This is a genomic window from Carboxylicivirga linearis (genome assembly GCF_018271995.1).
GTDB classification, from domain to species: domain Bacteria; phylum Bacteroidota; class Bacteroidia; order Bacteroidales; family Marinilabiliaceae; genus Carboxylicivirga; species Carboxylicivirga linearis.
This window is the reverse complement of the sequence record NZ_JAGUCO010000016.1, coordinates 64,380-81,484: the sequence shown is the minus strand read 5'-3', so window position 1 is coordinate 81,484 and position 17,105 is coordinate 64,380. Positions and strand designations below refer to the sequence as shown.

Sequence of the window (17,105 nt, the reverse complement as noted above, 5' to 3'; positions counted from 1 at the left end):
CATATTATCAAATTAATATGAGATATAAATAATATGAAGGCTGTCATTTTTTAATGGCAGCCTTTTTAGTTCCTTTCTAGGAAAAATAAATTCATCTTATGAAACATATAGTAGGTATTTTAATCGTTATGCTTTTATTGTTGAATGCATGTTCGTCATCTTCCGGAAGTAATTCAGAGGAAGAACGCTTTGTTGAGGCTCTTTTAGGGAAAATGACCTTGGAGGAAAAAATCGGACAGATGAATCAACGAACTGGTCAATGGGAGATGACAGGTCCGGCTCCTAAAAATAACAACTCTCAACAATTGTTGGAAGATCTTAAAAATGGACATGTTGGGTCGATGTTGAATGTTGTGGGGGCTGAAGCAACACGTAAGGCTCAACAACTGGTGGTTGATAACAGTAGATTGGGTATTCCTTTAATTTTTGGTTACGATGTAGTGCATGGTCATCAAACGATGTTCCCTATTCCACTGGGTGAAGCAGCTTCATGGGATCCGGAATTGGCTATGTTATCCGCATCTGTAGCTGCAAAAGAAGCTGCCGCTACAGGTTTGCAATGGACATTTGCTCCAATGGTTGATGTTGGTCGTGATGCTCGCTGGGGGCGTGTTATGGAAGGAGCTGGTGAGGATGCTTATTTAGGATCAGCCTTTGCAAAAGCCAGAGTTGAAGGTTTTCAAGGGAGTGATTTAAGTAATGAGAATACCATTGCAGCATGCGCCAAACACTTTGCAGGTTATGCTTTTTCGGAGTCTGGAAGAGATTATAATGCGGTTGAGATCGGAGGAGAATCCTTGCATAATGTAGTGCTTCCTCCTTTTAAAGCGGCAAGTGATGCTGGGGTAGCTACATTTATGAATTCGTTTAATACTATTGATGGAATGCCGGCTACAGCCAGTTCTTATCTTCAACGTACTTTATTAAAAGGGCAATGGGGATTTGATGGTTTTGTGGTTTCAGACTGGAATAGTATTGGTGAAATGATTCAACATGGTGCGGCAGCTGATTTGAAAGAAGCCGCCTTAAGGGCTGTTAAAGGAGGTTCTGATATGGATATGGAAGCTCATGCTTATTTAGCCTATCTTAAGGAATTGGTTGAATCAGGAGAGGTTGATGTAAAATACATTGATGATGCAGTTCGCCGTATTCTAAGAATTAAATATCGTTTAGGGTTGTTCGATGACCCATATAAATATTGTAATGATGAGCGTGAGAAGAATAATTTATTAACCGATGAGCATAAAGAAGCAGCTCGAAAAGTAGCGCGCGAATCAATGGTATTGTTAAGGAATGAGAAGCAAATTTTACCAATTGATGAGGCTGTTAAATCCATCGCAGTTATAGGTCCATTGGCAGATGATAAAGATTCACCTTTGGGTAATTGGAGAGCTCAGGCTATTTCTAATTCTGCTGTTTCCTTGCTTGAAGGTGTGAAGTCTGCTGTAGGAACCGGCATAAAAGTTAACTATGCCAAAGGTTGTGATTTGGTAACTGGTGATCGTACTTTTGGCAATATCCTTAATTTTAATAATGATGATCGATCTGCTTTTAAAGAAGCGGTAAGGGCTGCCAAAAAATCGGATGTTGTATTGCTGGCAATTGGTGAAGATGCTTATCAATCGGGTGAAGGTCGGAGTCAAACAGATATTACTTTGTCTGGCCTTCAGAATGAGTTGTTCGAGGCGATTTATAAAGTCAATAAAAATGTTGTAGTGGTTCTGATGACAGGCCGTCCTGTTGTTATTCCTGAGTTGGCAGAAAAAGCACCGGCAATTTTGGAAACCTGGCACGCTGGTTCAGAAGCTGGAAATGCCATAGCTGATGTCTTGTTTGGTAAATACAATCCATCTGGTAAATTGCCAATGACTTTTCCTCGTAATGTTGGTCAGGTTCCTATCTACTACAATCATAAAAATACAGGGAGACCTGTTGGTGATGACATGGGCAACCTATGGTCGCGCTATACCGACTCTCCTAATACACCATTGTATCCATTCGGCTATGGATTAAGTTATACTTCTTTTATGTATTCAAATCTGCATTTAGATAAAAATGAGATATCAACAGGAGATGAGGTTAAGGTGATGGTCACAGTTACCAATTCGGGTAAAGTGAAGGGGAAAGAAGTGATTCAATTGTATATTCGTGATGAAGTAGCAACCTATGCTCGACCTGTTAAAGAATTAAAAGGATTTAAGAAGGTGGAGCTTGCTCCTGGCGAGTCGAAAGAAGTTTCTTTTACATTAGGTAAAGATGAATTGGGTTACTTTCATCCAAATGGAGCTTATGTTTTAGAGTCCGGAAAGTTTAAGATAATGGTTGGAGGAAATTCAATCGAAACAATTGATACTACATTCACAATGAATTAAGTTGCTTTGTATTGAAATGAATCACCAAATAGAAAATAGCTTATAAATTGTAATTGTATCTGTTTTTTAAATTAGGGTATATAACTTGTTTAAAATAAGTGTTGAGAAATGGGGTAATAAAAAAGTTACCCCATTTTTTATGCTCTTAAACATTTATTTTGTGTATAATTTTTTCAAAAGGTTGATAATATTCATGATTTTATTCAAATCGTCTCTTTTAATTTGAAACATGATTTAATAACTAACAACCACTATTTATTAGAGATGATAATAGGTATTCCAAAAGAGATTAAACCCGCAGAAAATCGGGTAGGTATGACTCCATCGGGAGTGTTGGAGCTAACCAAGGCAGGTCATACTGTGTATGTTCAATCAGGTGCTGGTGTGGGGACCGATTTTTTTGATGAGGACTACATCGGAGCTGGGGCACAAATTCTTCCTACTATTGAGGACGTTTATGCAACAGCGGAAATGATTATAAAGGTGAAAGAGCCAATTGAGCCTGAATATAAACTGATTAAAGAGAATCAGTTGTTATTTACCTATTTTCATTTTGCTTCGTGTGAAGCTTTAACAAATGCAATGATTGAGCAAAAAGCAATTTGTTTAAGCTACGAAACAGTTGAAACACCTGACAGAAGACTTCCATTGCTAATTCCAATGTCAGAGGTTGCAGGTAGAATGGCAACGCAGGAAGGTGCTAAATATTTAGAGCGCACGTACCGAGGCCGTGGTATTTTAATGGGCGGTGTTCCGGGTGTTCCTCCAGCACGAGTATTGGTTATTGGAGGTGGTGTAGTTGGTACTCAAGCCGCTAAAATTGCTGCAGGTATGGGAGCTGATGTAACCATTATGGATTTAAATCTTGAGCGTCTGCGTTATTTGGATGATACAATGCCTGCTAATGTGCACACACAGGTAGGTAATGAAATGCGCATCCGTGAAGCTATTCAGGAGAATGATCTGATTATTGGGGCTGTGTTAATTCCTGGTGCAAAAGCGCCTAAATTAATTACTCGTGACATGTTGCCAACCATGCGTCAGGGAACTGTTTTGGTGGATGTGGCAATAGACCAGGGAGGATGTTTTGAAACATCAAAACCTACAACTCACGATGATCCAACCTATATTATCGATGATGTTATTCACTATACTGTTGCCAATATGCCTGGCGCAGTGCCATTTACTTCAACTTTGGCATTAACCAATGCAACATTGCCTTATGCAATGCAATTGGCTAATAAAGGATGGGTGAAGGCTTGTAATGAAAACTCAGCTTTAAAACTTGGTTTAAATATTGTAAAAGGTGAAGTTGTTTACAGAGGAGTGTCAGAAGCCTTTGATTTACCTTATGTTCCGGTAGAAGCTGTGCTTCAAAAAGAGGCTGTGGAAATTTAATTGCTTTTAAATAATATTGTGTGATAGAGACCGTCATTTGGCGGTCTTTATTTTTATTGTACAATTAATAATCCGCTTATCCAGAAAAAAGGAATTCCTTCAATCCAAAAGCTATAATACAACGGTTTTTGATGAATTGAATAATGTATCAGAGTAATGCTTGTAATTGTGAAGAACAAGTGACTCAATTTTTCAGTAAGAGTGGGAGTATAGACAAAAAGGATAAAGCCAATAATAAAGAGTATTATCTCAGATAATCGTACTGCATTCTTAGTTCCAATTATCTGAGGTAAGGTTTTTAAAGTCTTTGCATCATCTCGGATGTCGCGTAAATCAAATGGTATTGCTAAAGCTATTACGAAAAAAAAGACAATAGCCCCTTGTATAAAAAGTGTATGGGTTGATAATAATTTATCAAAACTAAAAGGTACAATCAGCAACGACCAACTCAATGCTATAATTTGCATCTTTAAACCCGGTAACCAGCGAATTCCGCGATCAGATCTAGAGGGGATTATATAAAAGATTGATAAAACAGATAAGATCAATAAAATAAACCATTGAGTAAGGCTCAATAAGTAAATCTTTATAGCTATGTAAATAATAGCTATAATAATTAGAGCTGGTGGTATCCATTTATTATTATCCATCCACCTTTTTCTATCGCTATCCATTTTTTCAGGGTTTGATCTGTTCCCTATCCAATAAATGTAATTATAGGATAAAAAAGTGAGACAAATATTAAGAAGTACTGCAGAGGGAGATATGTTAATGTTGTTAATTATAAATATTACAATAGTTATTGATCCGGCAGATATAGCAACCCACAAGTTAGAATAAACAATAAAGTGGATTATAACACTTGTTATTCTATTAAAAGAAGTATTTGATAGTTTAATCAATTATCCGGCCTGACTTATTTTTTGTAGAGTGGTTGAGGCTTGAATCTTAAATTGGTTTCCTTCAACCAAGATGATACCACTTTCCTTAAAATCTTTTAAGATGCGAATCAGGCTCTCTTTTGATACACTTGATAGATCAGCCATATCTTGTCTTGATAAGGTGGTATAGAATACATTTGATTGATATACTTCACCAGATAAATATAATAAAGTATCCGCGACTCTTCCTGTCATTTTCTTGTGAGACAAATTAATTAATTGGTGATAAAGAGCCTGCATTAATTGGTGGTTGTGCTTTAAAATAGATTCCGCAAATTTATGATTGGTATGAAATACTTTTGAAAAGGCATCAATACTTATCAGGCAGGTATTTACATCTGTTATTGCAGATGCTGAAAAATGATTTCGATTGTCATCAAAAATACCAGGGCTGATAATGAAATCTCCTGGTTTTAAAACTTTAATAATTACACTTCTTCCCCCCAAACCCTCAACATGCATTTTTACATAACCTGATTTGATGCAAACAAGGTTGCTGCACCTTGCACCTTGCTTTATAATGGTTTCTCCCTTTTTGTACTCAACCCTGCAATGCGATTCTTTAAAAACACTCAGCTGTTCGTTATCCATAGTGTCAAAGCCCGCGAATTTTAGGTTGCAGGTTGCACAATTGTTTGTGAGCATTTGAGCTTTATTCATTGAATTTGAGATTAATTACAGATGCACGTATTTATACTTATAAATGTAATCATTATAGAATAAGTAACAAAAATTAACAAAAATAGTTGTGTTGATAGATCAACTATTTTCTATTTGAGATATTTAGATAGTGTAATTATAATAGTCAGATAGTTAGTTTGAATAACTTATAATCATTCTAGATAATATAAAAAGGTAAAAAAAATACCAAAATAGATAATGACAAGTAAATCAGTAATAAAAGGTAAATCTATTGATTTTTGTCAATGGCTAAATGCAAATATTCCATCGCTCTTTGTTTGTTAAAAAGTATTAAACTTGTTAAAACTGAAATTAAAAAATAAGGGTTAACATTTTAATTCCAAAAGTATGAAAGAGCTGAAAAAATTAATGTACCTATTTATAGCTTTATTAGCTGTTTTAACTATAAGTTGTACCAAAGAAGGTCCTGCTGGTCCTGCAGGCAAGGATGGTGTAGATGGAGTTGATGGTGCTGACGGTAGCGTGACTTGTCTTGAGTGTCACGGTGGTGATGTAATGGAACAAGTTAGGTTCCAGTTCAATAGTTCTGCACATAATGTGGGGGCCATTGCTGTAGATTATGCTGGGGGAAGATCCTATTGTGCACAATGTCATTCACACGAAGGTTTTGTTGAATGGGCAACAAACGGAATGGTAGCTGATGATATTACGGCACCAAGTGCATGGAAATGTAATACATGTCATAGTTTACACAAAACGTTTGAGGCAACTGATTACGCTTTTAGAGCCGGTGATGCAGTTACATTAATGGCTGATGGAGCAACTGTAGTTGATCATGGTAATAATAATACTTGTATGAATTGTCACCAGTCAAGAGGAAATGGCGATAGATACGATAATGCAACGGAAGATATGCAATATACCAGAACTTTTACAGGTGAAGACGCAGATGCCTATTTAAATGCAGCTGTTGGACCTAATGGTTCTGTAACAGACAATGGAGATGGTTCGATAACAGTACTATTTGATGTGCCAACAACACATGTTTACATCAGTAGTACACATGCAGGTCCTCACCATGGTCCTCAAACAAATACCTTTGCTGGAGTTGGAGGCTATTCAACTGAGAGTGGTGAAGTGTTTGGTCCTCACTCAGATGGTTGTGTTACTTGTCACATGGGAGAGGCTAGTGGACATAGCTTCAAACCAGAAGATGATAATTGTTTAGTTTGTCATACTAGTGTTCCTACATCATCAATGGATAATACTGCTGATCGTATTCATGCTGTTGGAGAAGCTTTAGAAGCGATTCATGCCGTACATTTCGATGGAGAAGCATGGCATCCAGTGTATGCGTCTCTATCAAGAGAAAATTTCCAGGCATTTTGGAACTTTATGATTGTTTTGGAAGATAGAAGTAATGGAGCACACAATCCTCCTTATGTCAAAGCATTGCTAAGTGAAGCGGAAGCAACTTTAGGAATCAACTAGGCTAAGCATCGTCTGTTTTTGAACGAAAATTTTTAACGATGAAAAAGACCATAATATTGATATTGGGATTAGTTCTAATTGGGTTTGCATCATGTGAATATAAGTTTATTGAACCTGATAAAGGTGAACCGGTCGATCCGGAAGTGCCAATTAGCTTTTCAGAACAAATAGAGCCTATCTGGTCAACACAGAATTGTACGGCGTGTCATGATGGGAATCCTTTTAGTTTATTGCCAGGCGAAGCCTATCAGTCACTAACAACACGCAGTCTTATTAATTTGGAATCTCCTGAAGATAGTGAGATTCTGACCAAACCAGAAGGAGGTCATGGGGATGGTTATGTGAGTAACCAGAGTGAGTTGATAAAGGTATGGATCGAACAAGGAGCAAAAGATAACTAAAACCTGAAAAGTATGAAGAATATTATTATAACCTTGGTTTTAGCTCTACTTTCAAGTAGTATGTTATTTGCTCAGGAAGAAGCTGAAACAGAGAAAAAAGTAGATAAGCCGGTTCGCACGCCTTGGGAATCGGGTACATTAATAAACCATCAGACCAGTGTGACGCAGTATAAAAACACATTGGAAATGTTAATTAGTCACCGATTTGGTCCAATGGAGAATGGTATTAGTGACGTGTTCGGTATTATGGCACCGGGAGCTAATATTAGAATAGGCTTCAATTATACTATACTTGATAATGTAAGTGTTGGGTTTGGAACAAATAGCCAAAAGAAATATCAGGATTTTCAACTGAAATACACTCCGTTAGAGCAAACAAGGGAAAACACTATTCCTGTTAGCGTTACCTTGTTTGGTAATGCAGCTATTAATGCTCAGGATGAGACTGTATTCGGTAATAGTTACGAGTTTTCTGATCGTATGTCTTATTTCTCTGAATTGATTGTAGGACGTAAATTTAATGACTGGTTATCAATGCAGGCCAGTGTTAATTTTTCCCATTTCAATGCAGTAGATAGTCTAATGGATCATGATAAAATAGGAATTGGATTTGGTGGTCGTATTAAATTCAGTCCACAGTCCTCATTGACTTTCGAGGGAGGTATACCTTTGCAAATTGAGAGTATATCGGAGCAGACTGACTTTTATTATAACCACAAGATGCATTTCTCTATTGGGTATGAGGTTTCAACAAGTACTCATGCTTTCCAGATATTTGTGTCGAATGGCATTGGAATTGTACCACAAGAACTGTATATGTTCAATGATGCTGAGTGGGATGCAAAAAGTATTCGCTTTGGATTTAACATTACAAGGTTGTGGAATTTTTAGAGATGTGTAAAATTAAAAATGATAGAAATATGAAAAGAGCTAAGGTTTTTACAGGAAGTTTAGTGGTGTTGTTTGCCCTTTTGCTAATGTCTTTTGGACAAGAAAAGAAGCCATGGGATATTCCAGATAAGTATATGAGCATGAAAAACCCTAATGCGGCAGATGATGCTGATGCATTAAAATTGGGTAAAATGATGTATTCGAAACATTGTAAGTCATGTCATGGTAATTTTGGACAAGGTGATGGACCTAAAGCCCGAAGTATCGATGCTGATTTAGGTGACTTTACTTCTGCGGAATTTAAAGCAGAAAAGGACGGTGTTGTTTACTATCAGTCGATAATTGGTAGAGATGATATGCCTAATTTCGAAAAGAAATTAATTGATGAAGAAGAACGTTGGGCTGTCATTACATACATTCAAAGTCTTGAAAAAAAATAGGTAATTTACCTAATAATATTACTGCCCGCTTGAAGAATTGTATCACTTCTTGATGGGCAGTTTTTATATAGTAGTATCTCTAAACCAATGAGTATGAAACAAAGGTATAAATTCACTTGGTTATTAATTATGCTGTTGGGGTTGTTTGTTCATAGCCAAGCTCAGCAAAACCAGCAATGCTTGAAATGTCATGGGCAGGTTTTTTATCAATATGATAATGAATGGACAGGACAGGTAGATAAGCGCCCTATGAATCCCTTTTACCATATTGATAGTGTTAAAATGCATACATCGGTTCATAAGGAGTTTTCGTGTACCGATTGTCATAGTCCCGATTATGAAACATTCCCTCATTCCGGCGAATTAAGAATGGAGGAAAAGTATGCCTGTATCGATTGTCATGGCGGAGATGAAAATTTTGCCAAATACAATTTTGAGGGTATTGAAGAAGCCTTTATGGAAAGTGTTCATTTTAAAGCAAATGATGAGAAGTTTAATTGCTGGATGTGTCATGATCCACATGGATACCAGTTGGCTTTAAGAAGCCAGGAGAGTATCAAAGATGTTGTTTCGTTAAGCAATCAAATGTGCTTAGACTGCCATGATAATAAGTTTAAGTATGGATTGATAAGTGATGAAATGCCTAAAGATTTGATGGAAACTCATGCATGGTTACCCAATCAGGCGAATCATTTTACAAAAGTGCGTTGTGTGGATTGTCATACTCAGGTTCAGAGTGATATTTTAGTGTCGCATAAGATATTAGCCAAAGAAGAAGCTTTAAGAAATTGTGTGCAGTGCCATAGTACAAATTCAGTTTTGATGGAATCATTGTATTCACATAAAGTTAGAGAGAGTAGGGAAGAAAGTGGTTTTATCAATGCTGCCATCTTAAATGAAGGATATATGATTGGAGCTAATAGAAATGTTGTACTGAATTATGTAAGTGTAATTTTGTTTGGGCTGCTGATTATAGGTCTTTTAATACACCTTATTCTTCGTTTCACCATCTTAAAAAAGAAGTAAAATGAGCGAAAAGTTATTTTTATATCCAACCTGGTTAAGAGTATGGCATGCAATTAATGCTGTTTTTTTTCTGGTATTACTTCTTACCGGAATTAGTATGCAGTATTCAAATCCTAATTGGGTTTTAGTTCCATTTGATATTGCTGTGGCCAGTCATAATATCTCGGGTGTTGTTATCTTAATTGCGTATTTCTTTTATCTGTTCTTTTTTATTACCACCGGAAATAAACGACATTATAAAATTGAGTTTAAAGGATTGATGGGGAGAGTGATTACACAAGTTCGCTATTATGTTTTTGGTGTGTTTAAAAAGGAGGAAGCACCTTTTCCAACTTCCTGGAATATGAAGTTTAATCCTCTTCAACAATTGACCTATGTTTTGGTAATGTTTGTTCTTTACCCAATATTAATAGCAACCGGTGTTGCTTTGTTGTTTCCTGAATTAATTATTGATAACTTTTTTGGAATAGGAGGAACGCTTTTAACTGCTTTGTTGCATGCTTCAGCTGGCTTTTTAACTAGTATGTTTTTAATTATTCATTTGTATTTTGCTACAATGGGTGCTACTTTTTTTGCTAACTTTAAAAGCATCATAAATGGGTATCACGAAGTTCATTAATTAAGTTTTATTTATGGAGAAAACTAAAAAAGGAACCATATGGTTATCTGGAATACTTATCACCCTGTTGCTATTAGCAATGGGGTTATTATTTGATTCAGTAGTTGGACAGTTTAGTTGGTTTAAACCAACCTGGCCGCAAAATTTATATTTCTATCTGGTATTACTGGTTGTTGGTATGGCAGTTGGAATAATCACTGAAAAAGTTTTTATAAAACAATTAGCTTCATTTCCAGCTTTTATTCCAAGTCTGGTAGTTTTGGCTTCAATTGGAGTTGCCCTTATTTTTGATCCGCTGGCAGAAGAAATTCCTTTTTTAAGTTATGTCAAAGGTCTTTCTGCAACTTTAATGTTGATATATGTTGTTGTAATATCGGGTGTTGCCATTATTTTAATAGGAAAAAAATACAGTGGGTGGAATAAAATGTTTGCTATACTGCCTCTGATTGGTTATCTGGTTTTTGTTATGGCAACGGTTAATGGTCAGTATGATTATTACCATATGACAATGATAATTGGAAAAGACAGAGCAATCTTTGAAGGAAGAAATCATGATGGGCGAGCCTTGCGAACTCCTTTTGCGCTGAAATTAATGAATTTAGAATTACCTGATCAGGAAGTTGATTTTGCACTTCGAAAGAGTAATTCAGAGGATTTGTCTATTCTCGAGTCTGTCCCCTTTTCTCAATCAGGTTTGTTAAACTTAGGTGATTATGAAGTTAAGGTGGAACAATTTTTACCGAGGGCAGTATCAACCGATTCTGGCTTTGTTTCAAAAGATACCATTAATTGTGTTCAGGCTGCTATGATTATTGTTTTGAAAGGTAATGAAGAAGTAGCAAACGGTTGGGTTACCAGTGGTAGTAGTGATCAGATGCCGTTATCATTAAATATCAATAATAATTCAAAAATATCTATATTATATAGTCAGGATCAGAAGTATGTGTCTCAGGTTCGGATATTTGATACGGTATCAAAATATGATGATCATATATTAAGTCCGGGGCAGACGCAATATTTTAAGGGATGGGAAATATCTGTACATAGCTTTGATCCCCGCTTCGGAGAATCTTCACCACTATTGGTAATGGATCTGGTTTTTGATAGATGGGTAGAGGCAAAGTACATTGGATTAGTTATTCTGCTTTTGGGATTAATAGGATTGTATAGAGTTAAGAAATAACCATATCAGGTACCTCTGACCGAATTTTGTTGCTAACAATCGCAATAACTCTTGGTGTGCATCATTTCTAATTACTACCTTTGCAGGTCGCTATTATCTAAATTTAAAGATCTACGATAACGATGTTAATAGCCGTCAGGCATAAAAAATTGGAAAAATGTCAGTAGCAAAGGAACGCCCAAGAAGAGTTACTACTCATGTTTTAAGTGAGATGAAAATGAAAGGCGAAAAGATAGCCATGCTAACCGCTTACGACTACTCTTTAGCCCATATTGTTGATCGTGCAGGAGTTGATGTTATATTAGTTGGTGATTCAGCATCTAACGTAATGGCCGGTTGGGAAACCACTTTACCTATTACTCTTGATCAAATGATATATCACGGAGCTTCTGTGGTAAGAGCAGTTGAAAGATCATTGGTGGTAGTTGATCTTCCATTTGGTAGCTATCAAGGCAATTCAAAAGAAGCTTTAACTTCATCTATTCGTATCATGAAAGAAACAGCTGCAGATGCTGTAAAGATTGAAGGCGGAAGTGAAGTTATAGAGTCGGTTCAGCGTATTTTATCAGCGGGTATTCCTGTTATGGGACACTTGGGCCTAACGCCACAATCTATTCATAAATTCGGAACCTATGCTGTTCGTGCTCGTCAGGAAGAGGAAGCTAATAAGTTAATAGAAGATGCACACCTATTGCAGGAAGCGGGTTGTTTTGCCATTGTATTAGAGAAAATACCAGCTGATTTAGCAGGACGTGTAGCTCAAGAATTACATATTCCTATAATTGGTATTGGTGCAGGAAATCAGGTTGATGGTCAGGTGTTGGTAATACATGATATGCTAGGTATTAATCAGGAATTTTCACCTCGTTTCTTACGTCGTTATCATAACTTATATGCTGAAATTACTGGAGCTGTAGGTAATTATATTGATGATGTGAAGAGTGTAGACTTTCCAAATGAAAGAGAGCAATATTAATAAAAATAATTGATGAGTAAACTCGATATTCTTTACGAAGATAACCATATCATTGCGGTTAATAAATCCGGTTCTGATATTGTACAAGGTGATAAAACCGGAGACCAAACGCTGAGTGATAAGGTGAAGGAATATATCAAGAAGAAATACAATAAACCCGGTGATGTATTTCTTGGGGTGGTTCATCGTTTGGACCGACCAGTAAGTGGCGTTGTTTTATTTGCTCGGACCAGCAAGGCTTTGTCGCGTTTGAATAAGATGTTTCAGGACAAAGAGATTAAGAAAACCTATTGGGCTATTGTTGGAGAATTGCCAGAGCTGGATGAGGCTCAGTTAAAGCATTATATTCTTAAGAATTCAGAGAAAAATAAATCATATGCTTTTCCAAAGATGCGTTCAGGAGCCAAAGAAGCCATTCTGAATTATCGTTTGGTTTCTGGTTTGAAGAATTATTACCTTTTGGAGGTCGATCTTCAAACTGGACGTCATCATCAGATTCGTTGTCAGTTAGCTAAAATTGGCTGTCCTATTAAAGGAGATTTAAAGTATGGTTTTAGCCGATCAAATAAAGGTGGAGGAATCTCTTTGCATGCACGCAGAATTTCATTTCTTCATCCGGTAAAAAAGGAAGCCGTTGAAATTATTGCTGATACACCCGAAGATGAACCTTTATGGAAGGAATTTAAGAATGTAAACTAGCTTATGGCTTTTTACGTTTTAATCCTTCTCCGGTAAATGATAAAGGTAACAAAGCTGCCGAACTATCTATTTTGTATATTTCGGTAGCACCCACCAAAAGAGTATAAAATTCTTGCTTCATGCGTAATTCTGTTTCAAGTAAAACTTGTCGGCATGATCCGCATGGAGCAATTGGATTTTTTAATATGCCATCATCATTCATGGCAATAATGGCAATGCCCACTACAGCTACATCCGGATATTTCGAGTTTGCATAAAACATGGCAACACGTTCGGCGCATAAGCCAGATGGATAAGCTGCATTCTCCTGATTATTTCCTTTCACAATAACACCGTTTGCCAGTCGAATGGCAGCTCCAACATTAAATCTAGAATAAGGAGCGTATGCTTTTGAACAAGCTTCCTTAGCCGCTTCTACCAGTTCCAGATCTTCTTCAGGTAATTCAGATGGAGATTCAAAAGCTGTTATATTGGTGTTGATATGTATGTTTTTCATCTGTTGTGCTTCTATTGTATTAACTTATAATTGAATAAAAATGAAATAATGAATTTATTTCATGATTTGATATTAGAACGTGATGTCAATAATCAGTTCTGTATGCAGGCACATTTTATGTTATCCTTATATAAGTTTTGGTTAAGTTTTTCGTTTCAAAATTACAATATTGTTTTTAAAGGCTAAATATTTGGTAGCAAGGCTAAATTTTTATCTTTGTCCGAAGCTTAGCCTTGTAATGTAATTAAAATTTAGCAAATGAGTCGTATAACGGTTTTATTATTTACTGTTTTTACTTTCTGTTATTATAGTGTTGATGCGCAATCCACAAGAAAATACTCTACTACCGATTATATTGAGTTGTATAAGGATTTGGCCATTAAAGAGATGAAAAGAACCCGAATACCTGCAAGTATTACAATGGCGCAGGGTATTCTGGAATCGGGTAGCGGTAATAGCACATTAGCACGTAAATCTAATAATCACTTTGGAATTAAATGCCATAGCGATTGGAAAGGGAAGAAGGTTTATCATGATGATGACCGCAGGAATGAATGCTTCAGAAAATATAAAACCGTTTATGAATCGTATATAGACCATTCTGATTTTTTAACCACTAAAGGTAGATATTCGTCTTTGTTTGATTTAAAAACAACTGACTACAAAGGTTGGGCAAAAGGGTTGAAGAAAGCAGGTTATGCAACAGATCCCAAATATTCTCATCGGTTGATTAAGATTATTGAAGATTATAAATTGTATTTGCTTGATGAAGAACAGGAATGGACGCGAGAAGATGGGAAAGCTGAGACAAGAGGTAATGATAATTTTATAATCAGTCCGTATAATACGCATGTGCCAGATTATAATAATGGGGTGAAATACATTAGAACAGAGGAAGGTGATTCGTTTGACGCCATTGCGAAAGAGTTTGGGTTACGCGATTGGGAATTATATAAGTATAACGATCTTCCCAAAAATGCCGACATAAGTAAATATCGCTATTTATATATTCAGTCGAAAAAAGGTAAGGCCAATAGAAAGCATGAATATCACATTGTTAAACAAGGTGAAACTTTGCACTATATTTCTCAGAAATATGGTGTGAAAATGAAAAAGCTTTTGCGTTATAATGGTTTAAATGAGAATGCCAAGCTTAAAGGCGGAGAGAAGTTGAATCTTAGAAGAAAGAAGAAATAGGGGTTTCTTCTGCTTGATATAAGAATGAAATACAGGCACAAAAACTATCTAATTATATGTTTTTGTGCCTTGTTTTTTATTGCTGTAAGCCATTGATTTGAGTAGTGTCAAATCCTCTAAGTAAATCTTCTGTTAGCATTCTTTTTTTGCCGGCTAACTGCAGATCTTTTATTATAATAGCATTGTCTTCTGTACCAATGGCGATATAAGTTTTGTTGTCGCTTTTAATGGTGCCGGGTGTTAATTGAATATCTTTACTCACTTCAGAGTTAAATATTTTGGTACTTATTTTTTTGCCATTAACCATTTCTAATTCAGTCCAGGCTGTTGGATAGGGAGATAATCCGCGAATCTTATTTCTGATAGATTCAGAAGAATCGTACCAATTGATTTTGCAATCGTCTTTGAATATTTTGGGCGCTGGTCGTAATGTCGTTGCGTCTGAGAATTCATTCTGAGGGATTGCTTTTGCAGTATTACTTTGAATGGCTTTAACGGTTTTCACAACTACTTGTGCACCCATAACCATCATTTTATCATGAACAGAACCGGCAGTGTCATCATCTTCAATAGGCATCTCTTTTTGCATGATAATGTTGCCAGTATCAATTTCGTGTTGCAAAAAGAAAGTAGTTACACCTGTTTTTTTGTCGCCGTTAATTACAGCCCAGTTAATTGGTGCAGCCCCCCGGTATTGAGGTAAAAGTGAACCATGTAGATTTAACGATCCCAATGGTGGCATATTCCATACTACTTCTGGCAACATACGAAATGCTACAATTACCTGTAAATCGGCTTTTAAGGCACGAAGTTCATTTAGGAAGTCTTCATTTTTTAGTTTTTCGGGCTGTAAAACAGGTAACCCCACTGTTAGAGCATATTCTTTAACCGGTGATTGCTTTAATTTTTGTCCTCGTCCGGCAGGGCGATCAGGGGCAGTTATCACGCCCACAACATTAAAATCATTCTCAACCAGTGCTTTCAGGCTTTCAACCGCAAAATCGGGCGTGCCCATAAATACGATGCGTAAGTTTTTATTTTCCATTGACAACAGTTATTCTTTTAATTCGCGATTACCTTTTTGATGAGGTGGGAAATAGGGGCAGTGTTTGCATCCGTTTCCACAGCAATAGCCTCTTTGGGTTAAATACTTGGCTGTCATAACCCGAAAGCCTTTAGGATCCATGTAAAAATCTTCGCCTTCCTTTAAGGGGTCGGCCATATAAAAATCGTCTATGTACATTGATGTCTTCAAAAGTGTATCATCTGCGAAATTATCTATTTGAAGGCAATAAAAAAAGCCGGAGCTGAGTCCGGCCATCTTTTATTTATTACTGAAGTGTTTCATAAACTGGAGTCTGAAATATCCAGCCGGATTGCTTACCTGTTTTTGACTAAGTATTCCCCAGAACTGATCTATGGTTTCAAATTCTTTTTTATTCATCCATTTTTCAATTTCACGATTGTATCGTTCAATGGTTTCCACGCCATTCTGATAAAGCGAACTTGCGATCTGAACGGTTTTAGCTCCCGCTAGAATCATTTTAATCATTGTGTTTGAATCATGAACACCTGTAGTGGCTGATAGGTCGCATTTTGCGGTTCCTGAACTTATTCCAATCCAACGTAGGGGCAATATATAGTCTTTTTTGTCGCTAAAAATATGTGTTGGAACCACCTCTAAACTTTCAGTATCAATATCGGGTGAATAGAAACGGTTAAAAAGAACTAAACCAGCAATTCCAGTAGCTGATAATTTTTGAATTATACCGGCCAGATTCGAAAAGTAATAACTGATTTTAATTGAAACCGGTATTTTAACATTTTTCAAAACCTCTTTTATTATTGAAAAGTGAGTCGTTTCGTATTCTTCACTTGACTGCTCAAAGTTATCAGGTGAGATGGAGATATTCAATTCAAGTGCATCGGCACCTGCATCTTCTAAAGATTTGGCAAAGTAAGGCCAGTTGTGCGCTGTAATTGCATTTATACTAGCAATAACCGGGATGTTAGATTCTCGTTTAACATCGTTAATCAGCTTCAGGTAACTGGTTAGGGTGTCGTCTACATCATAATTCTCATAAAATTCCATTGTTTCAGGATAGAGATAGTTTTCGGAGTGCATCTTGTTCATCTGACGATCCATCTCAGTAATAATCTCTTCTTCAAATAATGATTTGAGAACGACGGCCCCGGCTCCGGCGGCTTCAATTTTTTTTATGTCTTCCAACGAATTGGTTAAGCCTGAGCTGGCTGCTATGATTGGACTTTTTAACTTCAGTCCCATGTAGGTTGTTGAAATGTCTGGCATAATAGAAAATGTTGTTGATTTA

General features: G+C 36.5%; 18 protein-coding genes. 12 read left to right on the top strand and 6 right to left on the bottom strand.

Annotated elements, in window-relative coordinates; all coding sequences use genetic code 11:
* The first annotated feature begins 98 nt into the window (after positions 1-98).
* Together bglX and ald are read left to right on the top strand one after the other, a co-directional pair.
* Complete coding sequence (gene bglX, locus KEM10_RS16585; RefSeq protein ID WP_244825954.1) at positions 99-2,372, top strand: beta-glucosidase BglX; 2,274 nt, start codon at positions 99-101, stop codon at positions 2,370-2,372.
* Between the two features lie 264 nt (positions 2,373-2,636).
* Positions 2,637-3,770 carry an alanine dehydrogenase gene (gene ald / locus KEM10_RS16580; RefSeq protein ID WP_212217148.1) on the top strand — a complete coding sequence of 378 codons (1,134 nt, stop codon included), beginning with the start codon at positions 2,637-2,639 and terminating at the stop codon, positions 3,768-3,770.
* A gap of 53 nt (positions 3,771-3,823) precedes the next feature.
* On the opposite strand, the gene KEM10_RS16575 is transcribed toward ald, so the two are convergent.
* Both KEM10_RS16575 and KEM10_RS16570 read right to left on the bottom strand, forming a co-directional pair.
* Positions 3,824-4,444 (bottom strand): UbiA prenyltransferase family protein, encoded by a 621-nt coding sequence (locus KEM10_RS16575; protein ID WP_212217147.1) that lies wholly within the window; start codon positions 4,442-4,444, stop codon positions 3,824-3,826.
* Between the two features lie 228 nt (positions 4,445-4,672).
* On the bottom strand, positions 4,673-5,371 hold the full coding sequence (locus tag KEM10_RS16570) for a Crp/Fnr family transcriptional regulator (protein ID WP_212217146.1): 699 nt from the start codon (positions 5,369-5,371) through the stop codon (positions 4,673-4,675).
* A 369-nt stretch (positions 5,372-5,740) separates the two neighbouring features.
* Here KEM10_RS16570 and KEM10_RS16565 point away from each other — a divergent pair, with 369 nt between their 5' ends.
* The 9 genes from KEM10_RS16565 to KEM10_RS16525 all read left to right on the top strand — a co-directional run bounded on the left by KEM10_RS16565 (position 5,741) and on the right by KEM10_RS16525 (position 13,079).
* Positions 5,741-6,844, top strand: coding sequence for a hypothetical protein (locus KEM10_RS16565; protein ID WP_212217145.1), 1,104 nt, complete (start codon positions 5,741-5,743; stop codon positions 6,842-6,844).
* 38 nt (positions 6,845-6,882) lie between these two features.
* Positions 6,883-7,245 (top strand): hypothetical protein, encoded by a 363-nt coding sequence (locus tag KEM10_RS16560; protein ID WP_212217144.1) that lies wholly within the window; start codon positions 6,883-6,885, stop codon positions 7,243-7,245.
* 12 nt (positions 7,246-7,257) lie between these two features.
* Entirely contained in the window at positions 7,258-8,136 is an 879-nt protein-coding gene (locus KEM10_RS16555; RefSeq protein WP_212217143.1) for a DUF5777 family beta-barrel protein, read from the top strand.
* Between the two features lie 29 nt (positions 8,137-8,165).
* Positions 8,166-8,576: a c-type cytochrome gene (locus tag KEM10_RS16550; RefSeq protein WP_212217142.1), complete on the top strand. Its 411-nt coding sequence runs from the start codon at positions 8,166-8,168 to the stop codon at positions 8,574-8,576.
* Between the two features lie 93 nt (positions 8,577-8,669).
* On the top strand, positions 8,670-9,602 hold the full coding sequence (locus tag KEM10_RS16545; RefSeq protein WP_212217141.1) for a cytochrome c3 family protein: 933 nt from the start codon (positions 8,670-8,672) through the stop codon (positions 9,600-9,602).
* A gap of 1 nt (position 9,603) precedes the next feature.
* Positions 9,604-10,221 (top strand): cytochrome b/b6 domain-containing protein, encoded by a 618-nt coding sequence (locus KEM10_RS16540; protein ID WP_212217140.1) that lies wholly within the window; start codon positions 9,604-9,606, stop codon positions 10,219-10,221.
* Between the two features lie 13 nt (positions 10,222-10,234).
* Positions 10,235-11,404 carry a hypothetical protein gene (locus KEM10_RS16535; RefSeq protein ID WP_212217139.1) on the top strand — a complete coding sequence of 390 codons (1,170 nt, stop codon included), beginning with the start codon at positions 10,235-10,237 and terminating at the stop codon, positions 11,402-11,404.
* 157 nt (positions 11,405-11,561) lie between these two features.
* A complete protein-coding gene (panB, locus tag KEM10_RS16530) occupies positions 11,562-12,380 on the top strand; it encodes a 3-methyl-2-oxobutanoate hydroxymethyltransferase (RefSeq protein ID WP_212217138.1) in 819 nt (272 codons plus the stop codon).
* 12 nt (positions 12,381-12,392) lie between these two features.
* Positions 12,393-13,079, top strand: coding sequence for an RluA family pseudouridine synthase (locus tag KEM10_RS16525; RefSeq protein ID WP_212217137.1), 687 nt, complete (start codon positions 12,393-12,395; stop codon positions 13,077-13,079).
* Position 13,080: 1 nt separating this feature from the next.
* Here KEM10_RS16525 and KEM10_RS16520 read toward each other — a convergent pair whose 3' ends face one another.
* The gene (locus KEM10_RS16520; protein WP_212217136.1) at positions 13,081-13,575 is read right to left on the bottom strand and encodes a cytidine deaminase; all 495 of its coding nucleotides are present in this window, start codon (positions 13,573-13,575) and stop codon (positions 13,081-13,083) included.
* Between the two features lie 258 nt (positions 13,576-13,833).
* Between KEM10_RS16520 and KEM10_RS16515 the strand changes: the two genes are divergently transcribed.
* A complete protein-coding gene (locus KEM10_RS16515) occupies positions 13,834-14,772 on the top strand; it encodes a glucosaminidase domain-containing protein (RefSeq protein ID WP_212217135.1) in 939 nt (312 codons plus the stop codon).
* A 76-nt stretch (positions 14,773-14,848) separates the two neighbouring features.
* Here KEM10_RS16515 and fmt read toward each other — a convergent pair whose 3' ends face one another.
* From fmt to KEM10_RS16500, 3 genes are all read right to left on the bottom strand, one after another.
* Positions 14,849-15,817, bottom strand: coding sequence for a methionyl-tRNA formyltransferase (fmt, locus tag KEM10_RS16510; protein WP_244825952.1), 969 nt, complete (start codon positions 15,815-15,817; stop codon positions 14,849-14,851).
* Between the two features lie 9 nt (positions 15,818-15,826).
* On the bottom strand, positions 15,827-15,994 hold the full coding sequence (locus KEM10_RS16505; protein ID WP_212217134.1) for a DUF5522 domain-containing protein: 168 nt from the start codon (positions 15,992-15,994) through the stop codon (positions 15,827-15,829).
* A gap of 102 nt (positions 15,995-16,096) precedes the next feature.
* The gene (locus tag KEM10_RS16500) at positions 16,097-17,083 is read right to left on the bottom strand and encodes a dihydroorotate dehydrogenase-like protein (RefSeq protein WP_212217133.1); all 987 of its coding nucleotides are present in this window, start codon (positions 17,081-17,083) and stop codon (positions 16,097-16,099) included.
* Positions 17,084-17,105 lie beyond the last annotated feature (22 nt).

Coding starts and splice junctions, on each gene's coding strand:
- KEM10_RS16545 (WP_212217141.1), top strand. CDS start 8,670: ATGAAACAAAGGTATAAATTCACTTGGTTATTAATTATGCTGTTGGGG.
- KEM10_RS16550 (WP_212217142.1), top strand. CDS start 8,166: ATGAAAAGAGCTAAGGTTTTTACAGGAAGTTTAGTGGTGTTGTTTGCC.
- KEM10_RS16520 (WP_212217136.1), bottom strand. CDS start 13,575: ATGAAAAACATACATATCAACACCAATATAACAGCTTTTGAATCTCCA.
- KEM10_RS16560 (WP_212217144.1), top strand. CDS start 6,883: ATGAAAAAGACCATAATATTGATATTGGGATTAGTTCTAATTGGGTTT.
- KEM10_RS16505 (WP_212217134.1), bottom strand. CDS start 15,994: ATGGCCGACCCCTTAAAGGAAGGCGAAGATTTTTACATGGATCCTAAA.
- KEM10_RS16555 (WP_212217143.1), top strand. CDS start 7,258: ATGAAGAATATTATTATAACCTTGGTTTTAGCTCTACTTTCAAGTAGT.
- KEM10_RS16535 (WP_212217139.1), top strand. CDS start 10,235: ATGGAGAAAACTAAAAAAGGAACCATATGGTTATCTGGAATACTTATC.
- KEM10_RS16515 (WP_212217135.1), top strand. CDS start 13,834: ATGAGTCGTATAACGGTTTTATTATTTACTGTTTTTACTTTCTGTTAT.
- KEM10_RS16575 (WP_212217147.1), bottom strand. CDS start 4,444: ATGGATAGCGATAGAAAAAGGTGGATGGATAATAATAAATGGATACCA.
- KEM10_RS16565 (WP_212217145.1), top strand. CDS start 5,741: ATGAAAGAGCTGAAAAAATTAATGTACCTATTTATAGCTTTATTAGCT.
- KEM10_RS16540 (WP_212217140.1), top strand. CDS start 9,604: ATGAGCGAAAAGTTATTTTTATATCCAACCTGGTTAAGAGTATGGCAT.
- ald (WP_212217148.1), top strand. CDS start 2,637: ATGATAATAGGTATTCCAAAAGAGATTAAACCCGCAGAAAATCGGGTA.
- KEM10_RS16525 (WP_212217137.1), top strand. CDS start 12,393: ATGAGTAAACTCGATATTCTTTACGAAGATAACCATATCATTGCGGTT.
- fmt (WP_244825952.1), bottom strand. CDS start 15,817: ATGGAAAATAAAAACTTACGCATCGTATTTATGGGCACGCCCGATTTT.
- KEM10_RS16570 (WP_212217146.1), bottom strand. CDS start 5,371: ATGAATAAAGCTCAAATGCTCACAAACAATTGTGCAACCTGCAACCTA.
- bglX (WP_244825954.1), top strand. CDS start 99: ATGAAACATATAGTAGGTATTTTAATCGTTATGCTTTTATTGTTGAAT.
- panB (WP_212217138.1), top strand. CDS start 11,562: ATGTCAGTAGCAAAGGAACGCCCAAGAAGAGTTACTACTCATGTTTTA.
- KEM10_RS16500 (WP_212217133.1), bottom strand. CDS start 17,083: ATGCCAGACATTTCAACAACCTACATGGGACTGAAGTTAAAAAGTCCA.